At 38.0% G+C, this 22883-nt stretch carries 19 protein-coding genes and 1 tRNA gene; 3 read left to right on the top strand and 17 right to left on the bottom strand.

Features of this window, described 5'->3' with window-relative positions:
* Nucleotides 1-138: 138 nt before the first annotated feature.
* From SanaruYs_RS18545 to SanaruYs_RS18575, 7 genes are all read right to left on the bottom strand, one after another.
* Complete coding sequence (locus SanaruYs_RS18545) at nucleotides 139-540, bottom strand: hypothetical protein (RefSeq protein WP_127124112.1); 402 nt, start codon at nucleotides 538-540, stop codon at nucleotides 139-141.
* Between the two features lie 15 nt (nucleotides 541-555).
* Nucleotides 556-951: an STAS/SEC14 domain-containing protein gene (locus SanaruYs_RS18550; RefSeq protein ID WP_127124113.1), complete on the bottom strand. Its 396-nt coding sequence runs from the start codon at nucleotides 949-951 to the stop codon at nucleotides 556-558.
* Nucleotides 932-2230: a DUF4476 domain-containing protein gene (locus SanaruYs_RS18555; protein WP_127124114.1), complete on the bottom strand. Its 1299-nt coding sequence runs from the start codon at nucleotides 2228-2230 to the stop codon at nucleotides 932-934. Before SanaruYs_RS18555 ends, SanaruYs_RS18550 begins: the two co-directional genes overlap by 20 nt.
* Before the next feature lie 31 nt (nucleotides 2231-2261).
* Nucleotides 2262-4433: a TonB-dependent receptor plug domain-containing protein gene (locus SanaruYs_RS18560; RefSeq protein ID WP_160118721.1), complete on the bottom strand. Its 2172-nt coding sequence runs from the start codon at nucleotides 4431-4433 to the stop codon at nucleotides 2262-2264.
* 31 nt (nucleotides 4434-4464) lie between these two features.
* A complete protein-coding gene (locus SanaruYs_RS18565; protein ID WP_127124116.1) occupies nucleotides 4465-4968 on the bottom strand; it encodes a YfiR family protein in 504 nt (167 codons plus the stop codon).
* 193 nt (nucleotides 4969-5161) lie between these two features.
* Nucleotides 5162-6991, bottom strand: coding sequence for a tetratricopeptide repeat protein (locus SanaruYs_RS18570; RefSeq protein WP_127124117.1), 1830 nt, complete (start codon nucleotides 6989-6991; stop codon nucleotides 5162-5164).
* Nucleotides 6992-7515: 524 nt separating this feature from the next.
* The gene (locus SanaruYs_RS18575; protein ID WP_127124118.1) at nucleotides 7516-8574 is read right to left on the bottom strand and encodes a hypothetical protein; all 1059 of its coding nucleotides are present in this window, start codon (nucleotides 8572-8574) and stop codon (nucleotides 7516-7518) included.
* Between the two features lie 219 nt (nucleotides 8575-8793).
* Here SanaruYs_RS18575 and SanaruYs_RS18580 point away from each other — a divergent pair, with 219 nt between their 5' ends.
* Nucleotides 8794-9255, top strand: coding sequence for a DUF4268 domain-containing protein (locus SanaruYs_RS18580; RefSeq protein ID WP_127124119.1), 462 nt, complete (start codon nucleotides 8794-8796; stop codon nucleotides 9253-9255).
* A gap of 109 nt (nucleotides 9256-9364) precedes the next feature.
* Here SanaruYs_RS18580 and SanaruYs_RS18585 read toward each other — a convergent pair whose 3' ends face one another.
* From SanaruYs_RS18585 to aceB, 6 genes are all read right to left on the bottom strand, one after another.
* The gene (locus SanaruYs_RS18585; RefSeq protein WP_127124120.1) at nucleotides 9365-9985 is read right to left on the bottom strand and encodes a transposase; all 621 of its coding nucleotides are present in this window, start codon (nucleotides 9983-9985) and stop codon (nucleotides 9365-9367) included.
* Between the two features lie 304 nt (nucleotides 9986-10289).
* Entirely contained in the window at nucleotides 10290-11264 is a 975-nt protein-coding gene (locus SanaruYs_RS18590; protein ID WP_127124121.1) for a hypothetical protein, read from the bottom strand.
* A gap of 132 nt (nucleotides 11265-11396) precedes the next feature.
* Nucleotides 11397-11467, bottom strand: a tRNA-Cys gene (locus tag SanaruYs_RS18595).
* 139 nt (nucleotides 11468-11606) lie between these two features.
* On the bottom strand, nucleotides 11607-13607 hold the full coding sequence (gene rpsA / locus SanaruYs_RS18600) for a 30S ribosomal protein S1 (RefSeq protein ID WP_127124122.1): 2001 nt from the start codon (nucleotides 13605-13607) through the stop codon (nucleotides 11607-11609).
* A gap of 464 nt (nucleotides 13608-14071) precedes the next feature.
* Nucleotides 14072-15346 carry an isocitrate lyase gene (gene aceA / locus SanaruYs_RS18605; protein ID WP_127124123.1) on the bottom strand — a complete coding sequence of 425 codons (1275 nt, stop codon included), beginning with the start codon at nucleotides 15344-15346 and terminating at the stop codon, nucleotides 14072-14074.
* A gap of 70 nt (nucleotides 15347-15416) precedes the next feature.
* Nucleotides 15417-17027: a malate synthase A gene (gene aceB, locus SanaruYs_RS18610; RefSeq protein WP_127124124.1), complete on the bottom strand. Its 1611-nt coding sequence runs from the start codon at nucleotides 17025-17027 to the stop codon at nucleotides 15417-15419.
* Nucleotides 17028-17231: 204 nt separating this feature from the next.
* Between aceB and SanaruYs_RS18615 the strand changes: the two genes are divergently transcribed.
* Nucleotides 17232-18767 carry a helix-turn-helix domain-containing protein gene (locus tag SanaruYs_RS18615; protein ID WP_246011950.1) on the top strand — a complete coding sequence of 512 codons (1536 nt, stop codon included), beginning with the start codon at nucleotides 17232-17234 and terminating at the stop codon, nucleotides 18765-18767.
* 234 nt (nucleotides 18768-19001) lie between these two features.
* Here SanaruYs_RS18615 and SanaruYs_RS18620 read toward each other — a convergent pair whose 3' ends face one another.
* From SanaruYs_RS18620 to SanaruYs_RS18635, 4 genes are all read right to left on the bottom strand, one after another.
* Complete coding sequence (locus tag SanaruYs_RS18620; RefSeq protein WP_127124125.1) at nucleotides 19002-19352, bottom strand: translation initiation factor; 351 nt, start codon at nucleotides 19350-19352, stop codon at nucleotides 19002-19004.
* The gene (locus tag SanaruYs_RS20480) at nucleotides 19349-20146 is read right to left on the bottom strand and encodes a J domain-containing protein (RefSeq protein ID WP_127124126.1); all 798 of its coding nucleotides are present in this window, start codon (nucleotides 20144-20146) and stop codon (nucleotides 19349-19351) included. Before SanaruYs_RS20480 ends, SanaruYs_RS18620 begins: the two co-directional genes overlap by 4 nt.
* Nucleotides 20147-20202: 56 nt before the next feature.
* Entirely contained in the window at nucleotides 20203-21069 is an 867-nt protein-coding gene (locus SanaruYs_RS18630; protein ID WP_127124127.1) for a universal stress protein, read from the bottom strand.
* A gap of 63 nt (nucleotides 21070-21132) precedes the next feature.
* Complete coding sequence (locus SanaruYs_RS18635; RefSeq protein ID WP_262708694.1) at nucleotides 21133-21552, bottom strand: universal stress protein; 420 nt, start codon at nucleotides 21550-21552, stop codon at nucleotides 21133-21135.
* Nucleotides 21553-21649: 97 nt separating this feature from the next.
* Here SanaruYs_RS18635 and SanaruYs_RS18640 point away from each other — a divergent pair, with 97 nt between their 5' ends.
* The gene (locus tag SanaruYs_RS18640) at nucleotides 21650-22882 is read left to right on the top strand and encodes a PAS domain-containing sensor histidine kinase (RefSeq protein WP_127124129.1); all 1233 of its coding nucleotides are present in this window, start codon (nucleotides 21650-21652) and stop codon (nucleotides 22880-22882) included.
* Nucleotide 22883 lies beyond the last annotated feature (1 nt).

The raw sequence follows: 22883 nt of genomic DNA on the forward strand, positions 1-22883 counted from the left end.
GCTTTATCTCTTTTAAATAATTCAACGTCAATCTTCCCTATTAAAATAATTCTGTTAAATTCCTTAATTGAATAAATCAACTTAACTATATAAAATTTAAAATAGTGTTTGCAAAGTTCGAAAATACTCAAGAAAATACTAAGCACTCTTCATGATTTGAAATCGTAACTCTTCTACCTTTCTATTTACTTCATCAATATTAGAAGTTATGAAAGTTTCGTTAGGCGGTTTCTCAATAAGCATCATACCCTTTATCATCATACTTACAATTGGTGAGCTAACCCAAAGTACAGCACCTATACAATACTTATTTAATCTCTCACGATCATTTTTAAAGAAAGTACCTTGCTCAATTCTTATTTCAGAAGAGAGAAAACCCACATTTCTGGCATCCATTATTAAAACAAATGGTTTCAGATAAGAAAGTAATTTTTTCTGACCATCAATAAATTGCTTAAACTGATCTAAAGTGGGATTTTTAATGTTAAAGGTAACCCTTACAATAGGAAAATCTGATTCATCAAAAGTTGCGTACTCCATAATAAAATTTTACCGTTAAACTATTATCTGCTCTTCGCTGCGTACAGCTCGTATTGGCAAGCCTACAATAAGACTCATAATTGAAGCTCCACCCAAAACAAGTTTAGAGTCCGTAACAACCCATATTTTATCTATTTGCTTACTCATTTCCTTCATGCATTTCTGGAAAGCTATTCTTGCCTGCGGCTCATAGTTTTCCATCTTAGATGCATTAAAAACAATGACAAAACTCTTTTCTGGCTCTTGAAGGGAGTATTTTTTCCACTCTGTGCATAATTCAATTGCTTTTTTCTGAGTGAGTAGTCCATCAAAATTAAAACGCAAAAAATCCTTACCAGCCCGGCTGACTGGTTCGATCGAGTTCTTCTGTTCTACTATTTGCTGCATACCCTTATCTGTTATTTTTAACATATCTGCTTAACTCAGTAATTCGATTTTCATCAATGAAAGCCTTATTAATTCTAAAATATTTATCCTTATCAGAGGTTCTTGAAAAGGCAAACTTTGCAAAATCAAGTTTCCGATCTTCATCAATAAATAAATCTACAACTTTATAGACTTGATTTGTTGATAGACATTCCTGATCAAAAACTGATTTTGCCACCTCTAGTTTATTATCTTCATCTATAGGCTCGTCTACTGCCTCAAGGGCTTCATCAAAGTCATTGACTTCCATTGGAATACATGAATAGCTAAAATCATTTGTAGTAGTAGAGTAAGTAGACTGCTTAGGTTCAACTGTTGATTTTTTATCTTCCTTAACGGGTACGTAACTTTGTGAAGCTTGGTTAGTGGATATAAAGTTTAGCAACTTCTCTTTATTAAATTCAGCCATTAGTGCCTCTACTATTAAACCATAATTGGCCTGATCGTAAGTTCGCAAATAACCCAGCTGAGCTACTTCATACTGATAATCATTCATCTGTACAATTTTTACCAGATCAGCCACCTGAGCAGATAACATGCACTGCTTATTCATAAACTCCTTGATGTCCTTAGCTTTATACATTTCCATATTGACGCTAGAAAGTTTGTATTTAAACTTTAGCAATGTTTGTGCATCCACTGTGGGGCCTGAACACATTAAGCCATCACTAACTGCAGGTACTCTATTGCTATTACTTTTTTCAGTTTTGCCAGTACTATTACTACTATCCATTTCAGGTATGTTCATATTCATACTAACAGCGTTTTGATTAACTGTTACCTTGATCTCTGATGTCTGAGCAGTACCCGATGCGGTTTCTTTGGTAGACAATTTGTTGTTATTCGAAGAAGATTCTTTTGTGGTGGTATTCCTACTTCCTGAAATATTCTCCAATTGTGCATCATCAGTATCCTGCCCAACAATGCTCATGTTATTATCACCAACGAACTGAAGTATATATTTTCCTTTAGCGTCTTTAATTACTTTATACGCTAACTGATGAACTTTATCATCGTTAGCCAGCTCTATTTGTGTATTCAATTCAGGAACACCCTTTCTTGAAAAGGCTAACCGCACATGATTCCGACCTATTTTCATTCCATCCACCACAGCCACGGTGTTTGGCATTGGGCTAACATTAATATTATTCAGAAAAAGCACAAACGGATCATTCTCCGAAACAATTGATAAGGTTGAACCTTGTGAAAAACTGTAACCATAAATGAACATTATGCCAATAAAAAATAATACACTCCTTTTCATATTGCGTAGTAATTGATTTAAGAATTCCTCTTTAAAGTTTTGGTTTATATGTTAGTCCAATACTCACATCCAGACCTCTAGCAGGAAAGTGATTAACGAAATCAATTGATGATGATGGGTAATAGTAGGTTGTATTAAATAGATTTCTAAACATCAAATTAAACTGAAAAGGAATTGTTGATGGTGTAGCTACTAAATTGAGGCGGGCAACGAAGTAATCTTTTACGCCCGCCCGTAAATCACTTTCTGGTTGTTCAAACCCACCTCTATAATTCCCCCCCAGATTGAAACTCATCCATTTTACTGGAATTGTGTAGTCAATATTTAACATAGTAAAGGGCATATACATGATTGTCTCAGCAAAACCATTGTCGCTATTAAAGTACTGAGTCATATTTACCTGCAATATTGTTTTAGAGAATCTAGTCACAACTTTGGCATCAAAACCGTTATTTGATTGGATAACGCCATTGCCCACATTTATAAACTGCCCTATGAATCCATTAGCTCTTAGTTCATCAGAAATATTGGCATTGGTTTCTAATCTATTAGTAATGCTTGAGTGAAAAAAACCAGCTTCAGTTCTAAAGTTCGACTTCCAATTTTTAATCCATTGTAGTTGATATGTTTGAATCCGCTCTGGTGTATTATTAGGATCTCCTAAAATTGATACTGAAGAAAGTGTTTCAAACCCATTTGGAATTCTTGTAGCTGTTCCCGCTAAAGCTTTTAGCGTTCCAGCTATTTCATTATCAAAAACAAGGGCAATTTTTGGGTTAAACTCTGAATATTTTTGACTTGCTAATACTCCTGTGCCTGAGAAGTTGTCGAATCTCGCTCCTACATTAATATAAAGTTGCTTTGTTAGGTGGTAATCTGCTTGCATATAAAAGGCTAAGGTTTGTCGAGATGCATTCAAATCGAATAACCAATTGTTTTGTGGATCTCTGATTTCACGAAAGGGATAGAACTGAAGTGGAACAAGGTTAAGTTCACTAGGTCTGACAGCATCAATCACCTTATCATCAGCGAGGTAAACTCCAAATACAATGTTGTTGCTATTAATATAATTGTATGTCCATTGTGCTTCGGCATCTAATGAACGGGTATCTGCACCTTGCCCGTCTATAAAAAAAGATGTCTGTATGTTTTCACCATTTCTGTATAGGTCTACTACATCCAATTGAGGTGGTTCTTCCGGAGTAGTCTGTGGAGCGAAAATGGGAATTAGCGCTACCTCAGTCCAGTTATCATTATGCCAGCCACCAGAAAGTTTAAAGGTAGACTTGTTCATTTTTTTGGAATAGTCAATACCTAATGAATATGCATGCATATATAACTCCAGTTCATCCATATTTGTTGGGTTAACTGCATTAAATCCTGTAAAAGTATTCCGACTCTGCTTGGTAAATTTACCTTGTACATTAAGGTTATTCCAAGACATGATTGCCTCACCATCATAAGTATAATTGATGCCATCTTTTAACTTTTGATTACCAAAAAGCGAATTATTAACTTGAAGTTCCTGGCCATCTTCGTTTGAATAACGAAAGGCTGCATTTAAACTACCTTTCTTTGCTATTGGTGTCAACAAAGAACCGTTATAGGTTATGCCCCCAGCTGTTGGTGTAACTGAAACGCCTGCTCTTGCAATACCTTCAGCATTACCTGTACTAATTTTTTTTGAAATAATATTTATCACTGCTGTAAAAGCACCAGTTCCATAAAGCGCGGAACCAGGCCCACGGATTATTTCAATTCTTTCAATGTTATCTAATAAATACTCCTCTCCTCCAAAACGATTTCCTGGCAAAAATGCATTTAAACGTTGTCCATTAAATAGCATTAATATATTCTGACCCGAATCAAAGCGAAAACCAAAACCTACGTTTTGATGAACCGGCTCACCGATACCCCAATTACTTCTGTCTTGATGATTGTTGGCTATATCATTTAATAATTGACCGAGATTTTGATAACCCCGTTGAACGAGTTGTTCAGCAGTTATTACTTCTGTAATAGCTGGCGCGACATCGGATTTACCCGCTGTTTTAGTCGCTGTGGTTATCTCCAAATTAAGCAGATCTTCTAAGGAGAGTTCAAATAGATCTTCAACTTCTTCAGTAGTAGATTCTTGTGCAAATGTGCTGTTCGCACATACCATGAGTAGCGTGCAAAAGCAGCAAAGTTTAACTATTTTCATAAGGCATCTTTTTTTTGATTTTATACTATTCCTAAATGATTTTCTCTGCCATGGCTGAGAAAGAGCTGGCAACTTTAATTTTCTTTTCCTGAAGCGCAGAGGCATTAAGCTGATATGAGAGTTTATCACCTTTCTTAATAAAATTGAGATCACTTCCTTTTTCTAAAAGGCCTTCTGTATTGGTAACCAGCAAAATCGGTTTTGCATTGACTGTATTAATGAGGGATTCAGCTTGCGCATTACCCGTAAAAATTACAATATGACATGAGGGTACATTAGTAAGACTTTTAACTTGCTTAACTACTATAGCACGGTTTCCAATCTTTCGTGATTTAGCAATCTTCTGGAGTTCTTGATAAATTTCACCATCGCCCACAACCAATATTTCAAAATTGGTTAACTCATCAGACGGCCACTCTAAATATTTGATTGATTGATAAAGGAATACAGCTTGCAATGTGGCTGAACTTACTTGACCTAAGGCGACCTTTGCACCCAAAATCGATATTAAAATAAAGGCATTTATCGTTCTCATAGGTATTGAGTTTATTGAACCTAGAACGATATAAAAGTAGAACTTGTAAAAGGTATAGATGATTTTGGTTAGCTCAATATGTACAGCAAATAGTTCAACTAATAAATAACTATTAACTCACAATTTCATCAAGAATTAAGCGCAAGGCTATTATGTACTGATTGTGATTATATATCTTAAAATATAATACCTATCAGTTCAAATTTTGAAAAAATGAATGAATATCTTCTTCTTCATTCAAACTTAGTTTCTTTTTCAATCTGTACTTGGCGATTTTAACACTAGATGATTCAATATTTAATATAGATGCTATCTCTTTATTTGTAAGATTCATTCTTATAAGAGATGCCAGACGTCTTTCTGAAGTTGACAAATCAGGAAAATCAGTATTTATCTTATCAAAAAAATGTCCATGAACCGTTCCAAAATAACGGTTAAAATTGTCCCATTCTTTTTCAAGTGTTCTATTAAGTTGCAAGTTACTGAGTAGTTGTCTAATGTCTTTTGCTGAGTCCGATGATTGTAAATGAAGTTGTTTAAGACTCTGTTCTATTTCCACGAAACTATTATTCATATAGATCATCTTTAAGGTCTGTTCGTGTAAATCTTTATTTTTTAAATCAATTTCTTGTTGAAGTATGAGGTTGTCAAGTATTTGTTTCTTTTGCTTATTTCTATAAAATAAAACCACACTAATTAAAACCGATATAAATGAAATCGATCCTAGTACGATGGCAAGGATCAAATTTCTATTTTGTACTTGATCTATAAGATTTTGCTTTTCAAGTGCTTCAATTTCCTTTTGTTTTCCTAATGTTTCTATTTCAGCATATAAGGAACTAAGCTTACGTTGATTCTCAATACTATAAACTGAATCTCTATTTGAGAAATTAATCATATTATAATGTAGTGCAGAATCATACCTTGCCAAGGCCTTAAATGCTTGAAATAATATTTCCGAAGTCTTGATGATTTCTGTTTGCAAACCGATGGTGTTGGCTGTTTTATATGCCATTCTGCCATAGTATATCGCTTTATCATAATTTTTTAAATACAGGTAGTTTCTGGCTATATGTGCTTTTACATTAGTTTCCATAGTTGAGTGCTTAGGAAACTTAATTTTTAAAAAAGGGAAAAGCATATCATTTGACTCTCGAAACTGACCATTCTTTGAGAGAAGTAAAGCAATATCATAGTTTATTAAATTTAAATACATTACCTCATTTAAATCGTTTGCCAATTTTTTTGCCAACTGGAAGTAATGCATAGCACTGTCAAAGGATGCTTGTTGATGAAAAATTTCGCCAATTAGTTTCAAATCTTCAAGTCGGTTCCTATCAGAAGATGAATTTTTGATATCAATTCTTATATATTCTAAAGCCTTATCGTACTCTCCCATTGTTTGGTATGTCTCAGCGATTCTTATTAACTCATATCTATAGTATTTAATATCGTCACCTACTTTCATTTTCACCTTTAAAGCTTTCAAGTAAAAATCTAAGGCCTCCGCGTACTTATCTTGCAGATAACTTATAGAACCTAGCTGTGTTAATGCAATTCCAATATTAATATCGCTTTTAATCTCAGTAAAGATAGCGAGCGCACTATTTGCATGGCTTTCAGCCTCAGCATAATTTCTTAATCTAAAAGCACGTTCTCCACTTAAAATATAGTAAAGCCCACCTTCTTCTGTCATTAACAGATTTTGATTCTTTTTGAAAAATAATCCACAATCCTCTAAGAGAATCCTTGCAGTATCTAGTTTCAGGTTATTGATAAAGTAAATCGATGCTAACAGCTTGGCTTTAACACTACCTAATTCATAATTATCCTGAACACTTATTCTAAGTATATCGTTAGCAAAGTTTTTAATACTGTCTCCATTCTTAGACTTGAGTGCCTTGGCCCTTAAGTATAGGCTATCTACTCTTTCTTTTTCACTTACCTGCGCTACTAAAAGTGTTGTAGTTAAGGAAAACAAAAAAGATATAAGAAAACATTTTTTGCATGCTTGCATATCCATTTTCTATGATGAGTTTATAAGTTAAAAAAATAAGACTAAAATTATAATCTCTTCCTCACAAATTACTTAAGACAAGATAAGATAAATGTCCTGTAGAAAATATAATTCAAAGAATTAATTAAGGCTATTGACCAAGATGGGTTATTGACCTGTATCAAATAAAAAATTAGGCCTAAAAATTGAATTTATCGTCCACCAGTTTCTGAGTAAGTTATATTATGCAAATAGGCGCTATTTTACTTGTAAGCAATAGCATCATGGTTCATAATAATCCAAAAAGGTGCCTAGCAGTAACTAAAAGCGTTTATAAAGTCACTCAGAATGAGGAATGGTTTAAGGTTGGTTTTTGGAGCAGTTGGATGTTTGAACCGAAATAGTAGTTATATGTACGCCAACAAAAAAGATTATAAAAAATGGATACATATATTTCTAATATTATACCTGCCTAAATATAAGCCTATAAAGCTCGTTTCCTTCTAAATTTCTCAAAAAACTCAGATAAATACCTGTTTTGGTGAACTAGATCACGAAACGTCATGTACAGAAATGTAGCAGGGCTTAGCTTTATCAGTGGCAATAAAATTGTCGGATAACGTTTGGTAACGTACAATTACATCTCCGTGTACTTCGGGTGAAAGCTTTGCGAGCCAGCCTAAATCAATTTTATTGGTAAATTCGTAAAGTTGGGAATTATTGTCTACCACCATAATGGCGGTATGCAATTTGTATTGGTATAGTAGTTTTTCTAAAAGTTTTTCAAAGACATGCTCATGCCCGGCAGTGAAATAAATACCCTCCACGGCAAGAAAATTGAAATGCTTAGATAATAGTCGAGATAGAAAAAGTGTGACGCCAAAAGCCTTAAGCAGCACTTTACCATACTTACCCGGCAAGCTTAACACACGCCATGCATCGGCATTCACCTGGACACCTGCGATAACTTTGCCTGCTCCATTTTCTACATAATAGTAAGTTTTGTCCAGGTTTTCGCAACTGAAATGGTTATAGTCTTTGTAGAAATTTTCTAGAAGCTTCTTAATTTTATCAGAAGATGAGTTGATTTCTTTAATCTCTAGATCGAGATGTCGCTTAGGAAAAATACGGCTGAATACTCTCGTTGTATACTTTCTAATTGGTACAAACCCAAATTCTTCGCATACATTGGCTGAACGCGGATTGCGCGGATCAACGTAGGCATAGTGGAAGAAATTAGATTGTGCGTTAACATTAAAATCACTACCATTAAGCAATGCCTTAATTTCACTGCGAATGATAGAAGTCTTTTCCTTGTTTTTGGGATAAGGGATTCCTTTTATTCTGAATTCATTCACAAAAGCAAAGTAACGGACATAGAATCCTGCAGAGCCTTGAAAATCTCTTTCACAAAAACAACAGGTACCTATGACTTTTTCATTTCGTTTAACGGTAATAAAATGAGGTTTGGCAATGTTGTACAGTTTCAGATCAACACCCATGTGTTGATACAACATACTTAAGCCGGGAGTGCCAATAACATTGGCTTTTAGCAAATTCTCAATTTGATTGGTCGGTGTTTGCTGTATGGTTAAATATTTGAATTGCACTGGGAAATTAGCTTAGTTATTAACGAAGGTAGGCGGATACCAGTATTGTTCATAATTTATATAATCAAGATAATTAAAATTCAGTGATACCAACTTGAACCAAATTTGTAAGAAAGAGAATTTAATTGCAGTTGTTTTAAATTGACAAGTCTCAATTAAATAAAAGGATCTTGTTTCGCAGTCATTTTTCAAATCGATTCTATAGGAGTATTTTGCAGCATGTATAATCGCGAAGAGGCATCGATGATTCGGAAAGAATTCTGGACAGCCTTTGGGAAGTATATGAGTCCTGTTCCTTCTGCTGAAGGATTAAAAGTAAACTGGATCAACTACCATACTGGTATTCGCGATGTGTTTTTCCGTATGGATGCTGGTGCTAAGTTGGCCATTATTGCTATTTCGCTTGAGCATAATGATACTGAGCTTCAGGAATTGTATTTCGAGCAGTTTCTGGAACTTAAAAGTCTATTGCACAAAACACTGGGGGAAGAATGGCAGTGGCGCTTGAACCTTACAGTAAATGAAAGTAAAATCGTTAGTCGGATTTACTGCGAATTGCCTGAGGTCTCTATTTTTAATAAAAAACAATGGCCGGAACTAATCTCCTTTTTCAAGCCAAGAATTATAGCACTAGATAGCTTTTGGGAAAATGCGCGTTATAGTTTTGATGGGTTGATGTAAGGTGCGTAAAAACTATTGATGTGAGATTTGGTTTGTTTGTTGCAGTAGGCTATTCAAATTGAAGTTTTAAAAATCTACTCTATTCTAGACAGTTTATGGTAGGCTTGACTTACGGTCTTCTTCTTGCCGTATAAAATCTGTCTTCCGCCCATTTAGAAGGATTGTTTTTGATGTAGTTAGAAATTCTATAATAGGCCTCCTCAGAACGAATGATGTGATCGTGAAAAAGTGGTTGCCAATCGAATTCAATATTGTTTTTTCGGGCGTAGGTGGCAACGGCAGATTTGTATCCGCGTAGGATCGATGCCAGGTTTTTGGATTGGGGGCCGAATTTGTTTTTGGATTCGGTGGATGCGCGATGCATCGCGTTGGTGGTTGTAGAGACGCAATGCATTGCGTCTCTACAACCACCATTATATTCATTTTTACCAATGATTATTATACCATGTATATGATTTGGCATAACCACAAATTCACCCAATTGCAAATTCATATCGGGTCGTAATTCAGGGGTTTTGTACCATTCATTGTGGGCAACCAAACCGATTTCGGATTGGACCATCTGTAGAGATGCCATGCATGATATCTCTACAGATGGTCCAATTTCGCCAAAATAATTTTTCCGGTTTTTGGTGCATGTGGTTACGAAATACATTCCATCGTTTGCATAATTCCATGATTGTAACCGTGTGGTTTCTATTCTGTATCTGTTTTTGAATAATGCTGCCATGTTGAATATTATGTTTGTTTTTGTTTATAAAATATCAGCGTTGGTTCAATACAAAACAGTAAAATAAAAATGCCCATCTCATCTGTTAAAAGATGAGTATGGGCATAGATGAAAGATAATATTAAAGTTAGAAATTATAACGCGCCCTGCATGAGGGATGGTAAGGATGAGCCGCAGGCAAAGTGCGCAGCACCGAAGCGAAGCGTAGCCCTGAACAGCCCGACCCTGATGGCACGTGTGTGGTATGTGTGCATCAGGGGCATGCCCAAAATTTTTATAATACTAAAATAGCATTGATGTTGATCTACCCAAATAAATCTAACTGGCGCTTGCTTACTGTCTGTTGCTTTTGTTTTTGTTTCTCTTCGGTAGTGACGATGGTCTTGCCGTTCTCGGAGTAAGAGCTAACGTGTATGATGTTGTAACCTGTAATTCTTTCGGCACCGGTGCTGCTTATTTTCTTTTCGATTTCTAAGGTACAGGCTATCGTTGATCCGCTTTTGAATTCTACTTTACCGGATTGTACCATTTCCATAAAATCATCGGACTTCATGACAAAAGAAATAGGCACTCCGTTGTAATCTCCTTTCCACTTGTGGCGGCCTTTTACCAACACAGGCGAAATGATATCGATTTGCGCTTGTTCAATTACTTGTGGTGCCACAGTGGCTGAACTGAGCAGGAAGTTTTTGAAATTGTCGCGTAACAATACTTGCTCCTCAGTAACGGTTTTCTTTGTGTCGTCAGTAAGTGCAATGGATATACTCTGTACTTTTTGGTATTTGCGAAGTAAGTCGTAAAAATTGGATCTACGCTTTTTTATAACTGGGTGCTGATCGAGTTTTTCAATGTAGTTGGCGCATTCTGATTTTAAATGATTAAGCATTTGTTTGCGTTGTTCACGCTCTGCTTTATTCAGTTCTTTATCGTTTGTAAGGCTGTTGATGATTTGCTGTAGTACTTCGCCAATAGAGGTCTGGTTGGCTGTAGCTATGCAGGAGGCCATTAGCATATTAACTACGGCTACTTTTGATGCGGGGGTTTTCTTGGGGGTTTTAGCACTGAGTGTGAGCCAGGTTTTAAGGCCGCCCTTGTTGTTATACTCTACTTCCATATTAACTACAACCGCACACACCTTGGCAATGGCTTTGGTGAGCTCAAGTAACTCGCGCTCGCATTTGTTGTGAACAAGCGCATCCATAGCATGCTTTTTATCGCTAAACCAATAGTGGAGTTGCAGTTTGCTGATGGTATGGTGTAGATCGGAATTTTCCGTCATGATCTGATAAAAACTGTTAAAGGGAAACTAAAATAGGAAATTATGTGGGAAAAGGAAACAGTAAATACCCAGTAAGAAAACCTCGGGTTTAGTTGTTAAAAAAAATGTCAACCCTTTCAGGTTGACATTTTGAGGTTCCGAGCGGATTCGAACCGCTGTAGGAGCTTTTGCAGAGCTCAGCCTAGCCACTCGGCCACGGAACCGGATGAATTCAAAATTTCAGATTTGAAATTTCAAATTGTGCTTCAAAAATAGCAATTATCGCTGTCGCAACAAATGCCATTTGAAAAAGAAAGGTGGAACCTTTACAGGAACCACCTTCTTATCATTTATGTACAACAATTACTTGTTGTCGCCAGTCATCTTGTTCTTCAAAGCACTTAGTGCTTCGATATCGCCAAGGGTTGACTTTTCGTTTGACTGATTGATTGACTTCACAGAAGGCTGTTCTTTACCAGGAGCTTTCGCGCCTTTCTTAGCCGCTGCTGCAGCTGGTGCTGCTTTTTCTTCTTCAGTTGACCATAATGCTTTTAATGAAAGCACAATTCTACGGTCGTCTTTAGAGAACTCTGTTACTTTGAAGTCGATTGCTTCACCTACTTCTGCTTTAGAACCATCTTCTTTAGCATTGTTTTTAGCTGAGCAGAAACCTTCGATACCATAAGGCAACTCAAGCACTAAGCCTTTGTCGTTCTTGCTGGTAACTGTACACTTGTGTACTGAACCTACTGTGAATATGGTTTCGAAAGTATCCCAAGGATTTTCTTCCAAATGCTTGTGGCTTAATGCCAGTCTGCGGTTGGTTGCATCCAATTCCAATACTTGTACTTCCATAGTCTCACCTACCTTCACAAACTCTGATGGGTGCTTAATTTTCTTAGTCCAGCTAAGATCAGATACGTGTACTAAACCATCGATACCTTCTTCTAATTCGATGAATAAACCGAAGTTAGTAAGGTTGCGCACGATGCCTTTGTGCTTAGTGCCAACTGCATACTTGCTTAATACATCCTGACGTGTCCAAGGATCTTCAGTTAATTGCTTAATGCCTAGTGACATCTTGCGCTCTTCGCGATCTAAAGTCAATACAACTGCTTCAACCTCGTCACCCACTTTCATGAAGTCCTGAGGATTGCGCAGGTGTTGTGACCAGCTCATTTCACTTACGTGGATCAAGCCTTCAACACCTGGTTGTAATTCAAGGAATGCACCGTAGTCGGCTACGTTTACAATCTTACCTTTTACTTTAGAACCTACTTCAAGCGTAGTAGTTAATGAATCCCAAGGATGAGCTGTAAGTTGCTTCATGCCAAGGCTGATGCGTTTCTTGTCGCCATCGAAATCTAACACTACTACTTTCACTACCTGGTCTAACTTCAACATCTCTTCCGGATGGTTGATGCGACCCCATGAAATATCTGTGATGTGGAGTAAACCATCTACACCACCTAAGTCGATGAACACACCGAAGTTGGTCATGTTCTTGATGGTACCTTCCAACACCTGGCCTTTCTCCAGGTTGCTTAGGATGGCTACCTTTTGTTGCTCCAGATCTTTTTCGATCAATACTTTGTGCGATACAACCACGTTGTCGTTTGTGTAGTTGATTTTCACAACTTTCACTTCCATGGTCTTGTTTACATAGATATCGAAATCGCGGATAGGCTTCACATCGATTTGTGAACCTGGCAAGAAGGCTTCGATACCGAATACATCGACAATCAAACCACCTTTTGTTCTGCGTTTTACGAAACCTTCGATGATGCTGTCGCCATCCAATGCTTTTTGAACATTGTCCCAACCCTTCATCAACTTAGCTTTTCTGCGGCTTAATACTAACTGGCCCATTTTGTCTTCGCGCTCTTCAATGAAGAGGTCAACAACATCACCAATTTTTAAGCTTGCGCTATCTTTAAATTCAGCCAATGGCACAAGACCATCAGACTTGAAACCGATATTCAAAATAACATCGCGATCGTTGATGCCTACTACGATACCTTCTACTAACTCACCGCTATTAACAGTAGTTACAGTATCACCGTAAAGGTTTGTCATCTCTGCACGCTTTTCTTTAGAATAACCTTCACCGAAACCTTTAGTCTCGTAGGCATCCCAATCGAACTCGCCAGCTACTTGCTTAGCATAAAGTTCTTTTCTCAATTGTGAGGCAGGAATTGCTTCAGAAGTGATTTCTTCTTCCTGACGCTTAAATTCTTTAGCAGCCTGGATTAGATCCTGACCAGCGATATCATCAGCTGATTTAGGTCCTTTTGCTTTTTTAACAGGAGTTTCCTGCTCATCTGCCGTTTTTCTTGGTCTTGAACCACCTTGTACTTTTGCCATAATGGACTTTGCCCTGGATTACATGCAGCAAATGGGCGTTTTTGCTACAAATTGGTTTAAAATACCCTCTGAAACCTATCAGAGTGTCCCTTCCACTTAATACTGGATTAGGGGGTGCAAAGGTAGCGCTTTTTGTGAAATCTGGAAGTTTTGATGCAGAAAATCAATCAGTTGGCTGATTAAACGGGGTTAAAATCAGGGCAGGCAACAGAATACTCAGTTTTTCGGAAAGGCTGCTCCTGTAGAAGTGAAGTCGACCTCAACTTTTAATCAGGAATTTGATAAAGACTTACGGTATTGGCAAAAACTGAATTCAGTCCTAAAAACCAGCAATGTAGTGTATACCGGAAAGGCTGGTGCTCCGGAGGGAACCTCCATTATAACTGGAAGCAATTGCAAGACATTAAGAATTATAAAACCTGACAAATCCGGAATCTGATTCCGGATTTGTCAATTTGTAAAAATTAAAACTGTGCCTCCTCGGTTGATCCTTTCAAGGCCACGGTGGAACTTTCTCCTGCGGTGATCGTCTCCTGCACAGCATCAAAATAACCTGTGCCTACAAAAGCCTGATGCTTTACCGCTTTGAAGCCGCGTGACTGCAATGCAAATTCGCGTTCCTGCAATTGTGAGTAACCTGCCATGCCCTGATCGCGGTATAATTCTGCCAACTCGAACATAGAGGTATTGAGTGCATGAAAACCTGCAAGTGTAATGAATTGAAATTTATATCCCATCGCTGCCAGCTTATCGCGGAAGGTGAGCATTGCTTGCTTGCTTAATTTAGATGCCCAGTTGAATGATGGTGAACAGTTATAAGCCAGTAGTTTGCCTGGATATAGTTTATGGATGGCATCTGCGAATTCTTTGGCTTCTCCTAGATCAGGATGTGAAGTTTCGCACCAAATTAAATCGGCAAATGGTGCGTAAGCAATACCACGGCTGATGGCTTGTTCAATGCCATTTTTTACCTGATAAAAACCTTCCATTGTTCTTGATCCGTATACAAAAGGCTTATCTCTATCGTCAATGTCGCTGGTGATTAGGTTAGCTGCATCGGCATCAGTACGCGCCACTAATAAGGTTGGTACGCCCATTACATCAGCTGCCAAACGTGCGGCAACTAATTTGTCGATGGCCTCGCGTGTGGGCACCAACACTTTTCCTCCCAGGTGTCCACATTTTTTTGCTGACGACAATTGATCTTCAAAGTGTACGCCTGCAGCGCCTGCTTCAATCATCATTTTCATCAATTCAAAAGCATTTAAGTTACCACCAAAACCTGCTTCCGCATCTGCTACAATGGGTGCCAACCAATGTACATCGCTTTCTCCTTGTACTGTCTGAATCTGATCCGCTCTCAATAAAGCATTGTTAATACGCTTGACAACGGCAGGCACACTATCAGCAGGATATAAACTTTGATCGGGATACATATTACCTGATAAGTTTGCATCGGCTGCTACCTGCCAGCCACTGAGGTAAATGGCTTTTAAGCCTGCCTGTACTTGTTGCACGGCTTGATTACCTGTGAGTGCACCTAACGCACCAACGTATTTTTCTGTATGCAGCAAATCCCACAGGCGTTGTGCACCTAAACGTGCCAGGCTATAGTCTATTTTTACAGAGCCTGAAAGCTTAAGCACTTGTTCAGCTGTGTAAGGTCTTTCAATGTTTTTCCAGCGTGGATTGGTAGTCCAGTCGGTAACAATTTGGTTTATCTTTTCTGAAGTTTTCATTTTATACTATAGATTTAAATAGTTGGTATTATGAGTGATTCATTCAAAATTTCAAATTTCAAATTTTGAATTATAAGTATCGATATGCGAGTGTGGTTAAGAAGTCTTCGAAGTCATCGCTGAGTACAAGTTTATCCAAAAGTTCTTCAGCACGATTGAGATAAGTGAGGTCTCTTCCTTCTTTACGGAATTGAGCAAGCAGTGCATTCAACTCTTCATCATAAAGCTTTAGGTAGAGGTCGAGGTTAAACGCACGACCATCATCGAGTTTTACATTATCATTATTAAGCCATTGCCATAATTGCGCTCTGGAAATTTCTGCTGTTGCAGCATCTTCCATTAGGTTGTGGATGGCAGCGGCTCCTACACCGCGCAACCATGACTCGAGGTAGAGTAAGGCCACATTGATGTTGGTGCGCACACCCTGCTCTGTAATTACATTTCCGGCACTACTCACTTGTAGTAAATCGCGGGCAATGACATTGACATCATGACGCATAATGTTCTTTTGATGAGGTGTGTTTTCTAACACTTTGTCAAATTCAGTTTTAGCAATTTCTACCAGGCGTGGGTGCGCCACCCAGGTGCCATCGAAACCGTGAAGTACTTCACGCACTTTATCTTGTCTTACTTTTTCAAAGGCTATTTTGTTGATGGTTTCATCCTTGCTTGGAATAAAAGCTGACATGCCTCCCATAGCATGTACGTTGCGCTTATGACAGGTTTTTACAAGCAGTTGCGCGTAGGCTTCCATAAAGGGAACATCCATGGTAATGCTTGTTCTGTCAGGCGTTACAAAAGCTTTATGGTTTTTAAGTTTTTTAATAATGCTGAAAATGTAATCCCATCTTCCTGCATTTAAACCTGCCATATGTTCCCGCAACTCATAAATGATTTCTTCCATTTCAAAAACAGCGAGTATTGTTTCGATAAGTACGGTTGCTTTTATAGTACCTCTGTTAAGCCCTATGCTTCTCTCCGCAAAAAGAAATACATCGTCCCACAAACGTGCTTCAAGATGACTTTCTAATTTTGGTAAATAGAAAAAAGGCCCTCTACCCTGCTTGGCCAGTAGTGTACCGTTGTGATAGATAAACAATCCGAAGTCTACCAACGAAGCCGAAACAGGTTGACCGTTAACAAGAATATTTTTTTCTTCTAAATGCCACCCTCTTGGTCGTACGTTGATTACTGCTGGTTTGTCGTTTACTTCATAGGTCTTACCTTCTGGTGATTCGAAGGTGATTGTATTACGCACGGCATCCATCAAATTGTATTGACCTTCAATAATATTACTCCATGTTGGAGATGTAGAATCTTCAAAATCGGCCATGAAAACTTTTGCACCAGAGTTAAGTGCATTAATAATCATTTTGCGATCTACCGGACCAGTTATTTCGACTCTGCGATCTTGCAAGGCAGCTGGAATGGCTCCGACTTGCCAATCGCCTCCACGTATGTAGGCAGTTTCCGGAAGAAAGTCAGGAAGTTTACCTTGGTCTAATTGCTTCTGCCGTTTTCGTCTAGCTTCCAACAATAAAAATCTGCGCTGTGCAAATTCGTTATGCAGTTTCAAAATAAAATCGATCGCACCTTGTGTTAATACGCGTTCTTCTTGGGGAAGGACAGTGCCCGTAATTTGCAAACCTGTCTTTGTTTTTTGTGCTTCCGTGGTGACCATAGCTTTTGATTTGAGTGGATCAAACTTAGGTCATCGAAAAACATATTTCAAGCGAATTTTCGCTGTTTGAATATTTTCGCTATTTTTAATACTTTAGCGAATGCGTTTTAAATCAGTTACAGCATTTTTAGTGATTTCAACCGTTTGAAAAATATTTTCTTTCGCTGTTTAGCGAAGGGTATTTTAAAAGATGAAATCTCGATTATGGCTGTTCAACTACCTAAATACATCAGTTTTATGAGGCCAAAACATGTACTTGATGAGACCAATCTGAAGCTCCTTTTTGGACTAAAATTGAAGCAACTCAGGCTCGAAAAAAACCTCTCTTTACAATCGCTGGCCACTGCTTCTGGTGTATCAGTTTCTTACCTGAACGAAATAGAAAAAGGGAAGAAATACCCGAAAGCGGAGAAGATCGCAAGCATAGCCAATGCCTTAGATGTTAGCTATGACTGGATGGTGTCTTTGCAAATGAGCAAAAAACTTGGGCCGGTAAGTGAATTGTTACAAAGCAAGCTTTTAAAAGAATTGCCTCTAGATGTATTCGGTATTGATCGCTCGCAACTCTTTGAGTTACTCTCAAGCGCACCTGTAAAACTCAATGCCTTTATTAATACTGTTATTGAAATTAGCAGAAACTATGGTATGCGTGTTGAAGATTTATATTTCTCAGCACTACGTTCTTATCAGGAAATGCATGACAACTATTTTGAGGAGATTGAACAAATGGTTGATTCGTTTATTAGTAAACACAAATTAGACCACTCTAAACCAATTGCTGCTGAAGCATTGGCTGGTATATTAGAAAAAGAGTATAACTATGTAATTGTAGAGGATGGTTTGTCGCAACAACCTGAGTTAAAAGAATTGCGCTCCGTGCTCATTCCTGGCAAACAACCTCGTTTATTATTGAATAAAGATTTAAGCAAAACACAGAAAGCGTTTATTTTTGGTCGCGAGGCTGGTTTTATGTTTATGAATATCAGTAGTCGTTCGCATACTACTTCGTGGGTTGCCTTTGATTCATTCAATGAAGTAATCAATAATTTTAAAGGCTCTTATTTTTCATGCGCTTTGTTTTTGAATCGCAGTAATGTGATCAATTGGCTTAAAGAGATTTTATCAGAAAGATCTTTAAACATTCAGCATTTTCAGGAATTGATGAACCGCTACATTGTTTCTCCGGAAATTTTACTTCATCGACTTACCACCTTATTACCGCGTTATTTTGGGATACATGAATTGTTCTTTTTACGCTTTAGTACGCAACATGGTACTGAAGAGTATGAGTTGACAAAAGAAATTCACTTGTCGGGATTGCAAAGTCCGCACCCCAACATGCTAAATGAACATTACTGTAGACGCTGGGTGAGCATTAGTATTTTACAAGAGCTTGCTAAAGAAGTAAAAACAGGCACGTACACACAATCTCTTTGTCGTGTACAACGCTCTAAATACTTTGGATCTAACAAAGAATATCTGATTATAAGTTTTGCAAAGCCGATGGTGTTTGGTTCGCGGAAACACAATAGCGTTTCCATTGGCTTGCTTATTAATGATCAATTGAAGAAAAAAGTAAAATTCTGGAATGATCCACAAATCCCTATTCGGATGGTGGGTGAAACCTGCGAACGCTGCATTGCTACTGATTGTAATGAACGTGTGGAAAGACCATTGTTTATAACCCAACAGCAAAAAATTGAAAATCTGAAACTGGCCTTGTCTGCGTTGAGGGATTAGAATTAAGAATTAAGGAGGTAGAAGATAGTAAATAGAATCTAGTAGCTAGAATGAATGCGGTGATCTGCTTCGTCCCTACGGAGACGATGCAGTGACCAGCCTGTAGCTTACAGCGTGAAACGTGAAACCTTGCTCAAAGCTAAAGGCTCAAAGCTTGACACTAGTAGACCAAATAAAGCAAATCGTGTAGCATTTGGCGTGTAGCTTAAAGCCGAAATCAAAAGTATACGAAAGTCAATTCCCCCTTTTCGCCTTATATCCTTCTTTCAATAAAATCTGTATGAGTTTATCTCTATGATCGCCCTGAATTAATATCTCACCATCTTTTACAGAGCCACCTACACCACACTTCGATTTTAATAATTTGCCAAGTGCTTCCAAATCAGTATTCGTTCCTACAAACCCGACTACCATCGATACTTGCTTGCCTGCACGCATGCTTTTATCCAACTGCACCCGCAGATTCTGTTGCTGTGGCGGTAAAGTCGTTTGTTCTTCCTCTTGTTTATAGTTATAGTCAAACTCGTTACTGGTGGAGTAAACTATACCATCTCTCTTCTTCCAATCATTTTTTTTAGCACTCATAACTTTGTCACTAAATAATACACAAGATTAAAGATAAAAATTAAAGCGGCTGTTATTCCCATATTAAAACCTTTGCTAACGTTATGCCTGTAATAAAAGGCCGCAAGTGTAAAGATAATTAAGGCTAAAGGGGCAAAAACAAAACCACGATAAATAGAAGAGAAAATTTTTACATGTTGTTGTTTACTTCTCACTTCGGTAATCTCACGCATCAACCACGATTTACCTAATACTATGGTATCCATACCGGCAATGATATCGATATCATCGGCCTCTAGCCTAAATGAACTGCCTTGTTGTGTGTAAATGATGGCGTGGGTATTGCCACCGTATCTTCTGCTGGTTGTTCTTAACTGACGGCTTTCAAACTGCTCTGTTACCTGTTGTCGGGGTAAAACATAATCGATAAAAAGAAGGGCACTAATTACCATGAGTGTTTTTGTTATTAAAACAATTCTGGGCAAATACTCTTTCATCAATTCGTAAGTATCATCCTTGCGATTGGCATGCTGCCTGGGTGCACGCGGTCTGTATTTGGGGTCGCGGTGGGTTTGCTGGGGCGGTGGCTGCGGACTTTGGTATACGGGGTTAATCAACCGTTGATCATACGCATAACGCAACTGAGGGTCTCCCAGTGTTTCGTAGGCTTCATTTACTTCTTTAAAAAAGCGCTCTGCTTCAGGGTGGGGATTTTTATCAGGGTGATATTGCAGCGCCAACTTGCGGTAAGCACGTTTAATATCTGCAGCATGTGCACTGGGAGACACACCTAATATCGCGTAATAGTTTTTCATTAAAAGAAAAGCCCTGTTTTACCAGGGCTTTTAATTGTTATAACTAAAGTTTAAGCTTATTTCTTTTTGCGTTTGGTTACAAAAGTAAGCACAGGGCGCTTGCTGTGACTCACCACATCTTCGGCAATACTGCCTGCCAATACGTGAGCAAATCCAGTACGGCCATGTGTAGCCATTGCAATCATATCTGCATCAATGCTATCGGCAAAGTATACGATACCCTCTTCTTCACTAAGGTCATTAAAGATGTTGATAGTGAATTTTTGCAATTGAAGTTTTATAGCGAAGTCTTCCATAGCCTTGCGTACTACTACATCGCGTTGGAAGTTCGAAGGTGTGTTAATACGCACTAAGTGAACTGTTGAATCATACATCTCTTGTGCTTTCTTAACAAAACGAGAAAAAACTTCTTCATCTTTATTCATGGAAGTTGCGTATACAATATCCTTAAAGTTTTTAGTACCTGGTCTGCCATGTACAGTTAAAACAGGACAAGCGGCATGTCTTACCACTTTCTCAGTGTTTGAACCGATTACCATTTCCTCCAGTGCTGTTTGCCCCGAAGTCCCCATCACCACAAGATCTACTTTGTGTTCTGTAATTATGGTGGTCATGCCATGAAACGGAGAACCAATTCTGAGTTCGCGCTTTACTTTAATGCCTTCCAATTTTGGATCGTTGGCCATTTTTTCCATCAGTTTTTTAGCTCGCTCTATCATCTTAAGCATAAACAGACGGTCCTCCATATCACCTTCAAGGTTTACCTGGCCAGCAACGCTAAAAGAGCCACCTCCAGAAGATGCTTCTTCAATAACGTGCAGAAGGGTTAATGTTGCTCCTGATCTCTTAGCAATGTCGGCCGCTACAGAAACGGCTGTCTGCGCTATCTTAGAGAAATCGGTAGGTACAAGAATTTTTTTCATAAGCTAATGCTATTGGGTTTGAAGAGAATAAAGATAAGTAAATCTTTTAAAAGGCAAACAAGTTCAAGGAACCAATACTATTGGTATCGTAACGCGTTTAATAAAAGTATTCCAGTCATTGTCGTTTACTCCGGCAATGGCGACATCCTTACTTAACACTATTAAACATATATCGGCATTTTGCATGTGTACTTCCAATCTGTCCGTTTCAAAGCCCACTTCTGCCATAAAGGTGTGGGGTACTTTTTTTAAAATATTTATTGACAACTTCAATTTTTCGAAATGTTCAATGGCCTCGGCTTCCAGCTGCTTTTTTACCATTGGCCTTTCCTCTCCATATCGCTGAAACTTAAGTCTATACGGATACAGTATAAGCAAATTTGCTTTGTGATCCAACGCATCTTCTGCTGCCCACTTCAGGACTTTTTCAGTATTGATCGATAAATCGATCATGCACAAAATTGCTTTGCTAGTATCTTTCACAATGCTAACTTACAGGCCTTGGAGGCCATTTTTCGTGGACTTTTCTCAATTGAAATTATGACTTTTGTCATTCGCAGTTAGATGTTATCTTTCAGGTATGAATAGGGAAACCCCCATACAGTTTCAAGAAATTTTTGAAGGATCGACAGAAGGCATTGTTATTGTCAACAAAACAGGGACAATTGTTGAAGCTAATCCCTCCTCTGAGCGAATATTTAATTACAATACAGGAGAGCTTATTGGTAAAAGCCTTGATTGTTTACTACCCGATCGGCTGAGAGTAAAACACAAACAATTTCGTGAAGACTTTCATAATGCTCCCTCACCACGCAGCATGGGCATGGGTCGAGATTTAATGGCCTTACGAAAAGACGGGTCTGAATTTCCAGTAGAGGTTAGTTTAAGCTATACGGAATCTAACGGCCAGTTTTTAGTTATGGCCTTCGTCATTGACATTACCCAACGCAAGAAAGCAGAAAATGCTCTCAAGCAAAGTGAAGAACAGCTGATTGTATATGCGACAGAGCTGGAAAGAAAAGTAGAAGCCAGAACTGAGGCCCTAAATGAGTTGGTGCATAAGTTAGAAAATGAGGTTCAGGAAAGAAAAAAAGCTGAGGAGGAAGTTAGGAAATCACTTGAAAGAGAACGAGAACTCAATGATCTTAAATCAAAATTCGTTTCTATTGCTTCTCACGAATTCAGAACACCACTAAGTACTATACTAAGTTCAACTTCATTGATTCAGCAATACAAAGAGCGAAATGAATTCGATAAACAAGATAAACATATAAACCGTATTAAATCATCGGTAAATCATTTAACAGGCATACTTAATGACTTCCTTTCACTTGGGAAGCTGGAAGAAGGAAAACTCGAAGTGCTTAGGGAAACTTTCACCCTTAAGGACTTTCTTTATGAGGTGCTGGACGAAGTAAGGCCTAGCTTAAAAGATGAACAGAGTCTTGTAATTGACATGTTGAAGGATTATAAGGTGGATACTGACCCACGTATGCTTCGGAATATTCTTTTCAATCTTCTTTCTAATGCAAGCAAATACTCAGACAAAGGCAAAAAAATTACATTGAAGTGCACTTGTGGAAATGAAAAACTCATACTAATGGTAATGGATGAAGGTATCGGTATTCCTGATACTGAGTTAAAGTATTTATTTGATCGTTTCTTCAGAGCCAGCAATGTCACCAACATACAGGGTACAGGACTTGGACTGCATATTGTAAAACGCTATGTAGATCTTTTAAAAGGAACCATTTCTTTTACCAGCGAAGAAGGAAAAGGAAGTATATTTACGATTGAGATACCTATAACATAAG

This window comes from Chryseotalea sanaruensis, assembly GCF_003990915.1.
Taxonomy (GTDB): domain Bacteria; phylum Bacteroidota; class Bacteroidia; order Cytophagales; family Cyclobacteriaceae; genus Chryseotalea; species Chryseotalea sanaruensis.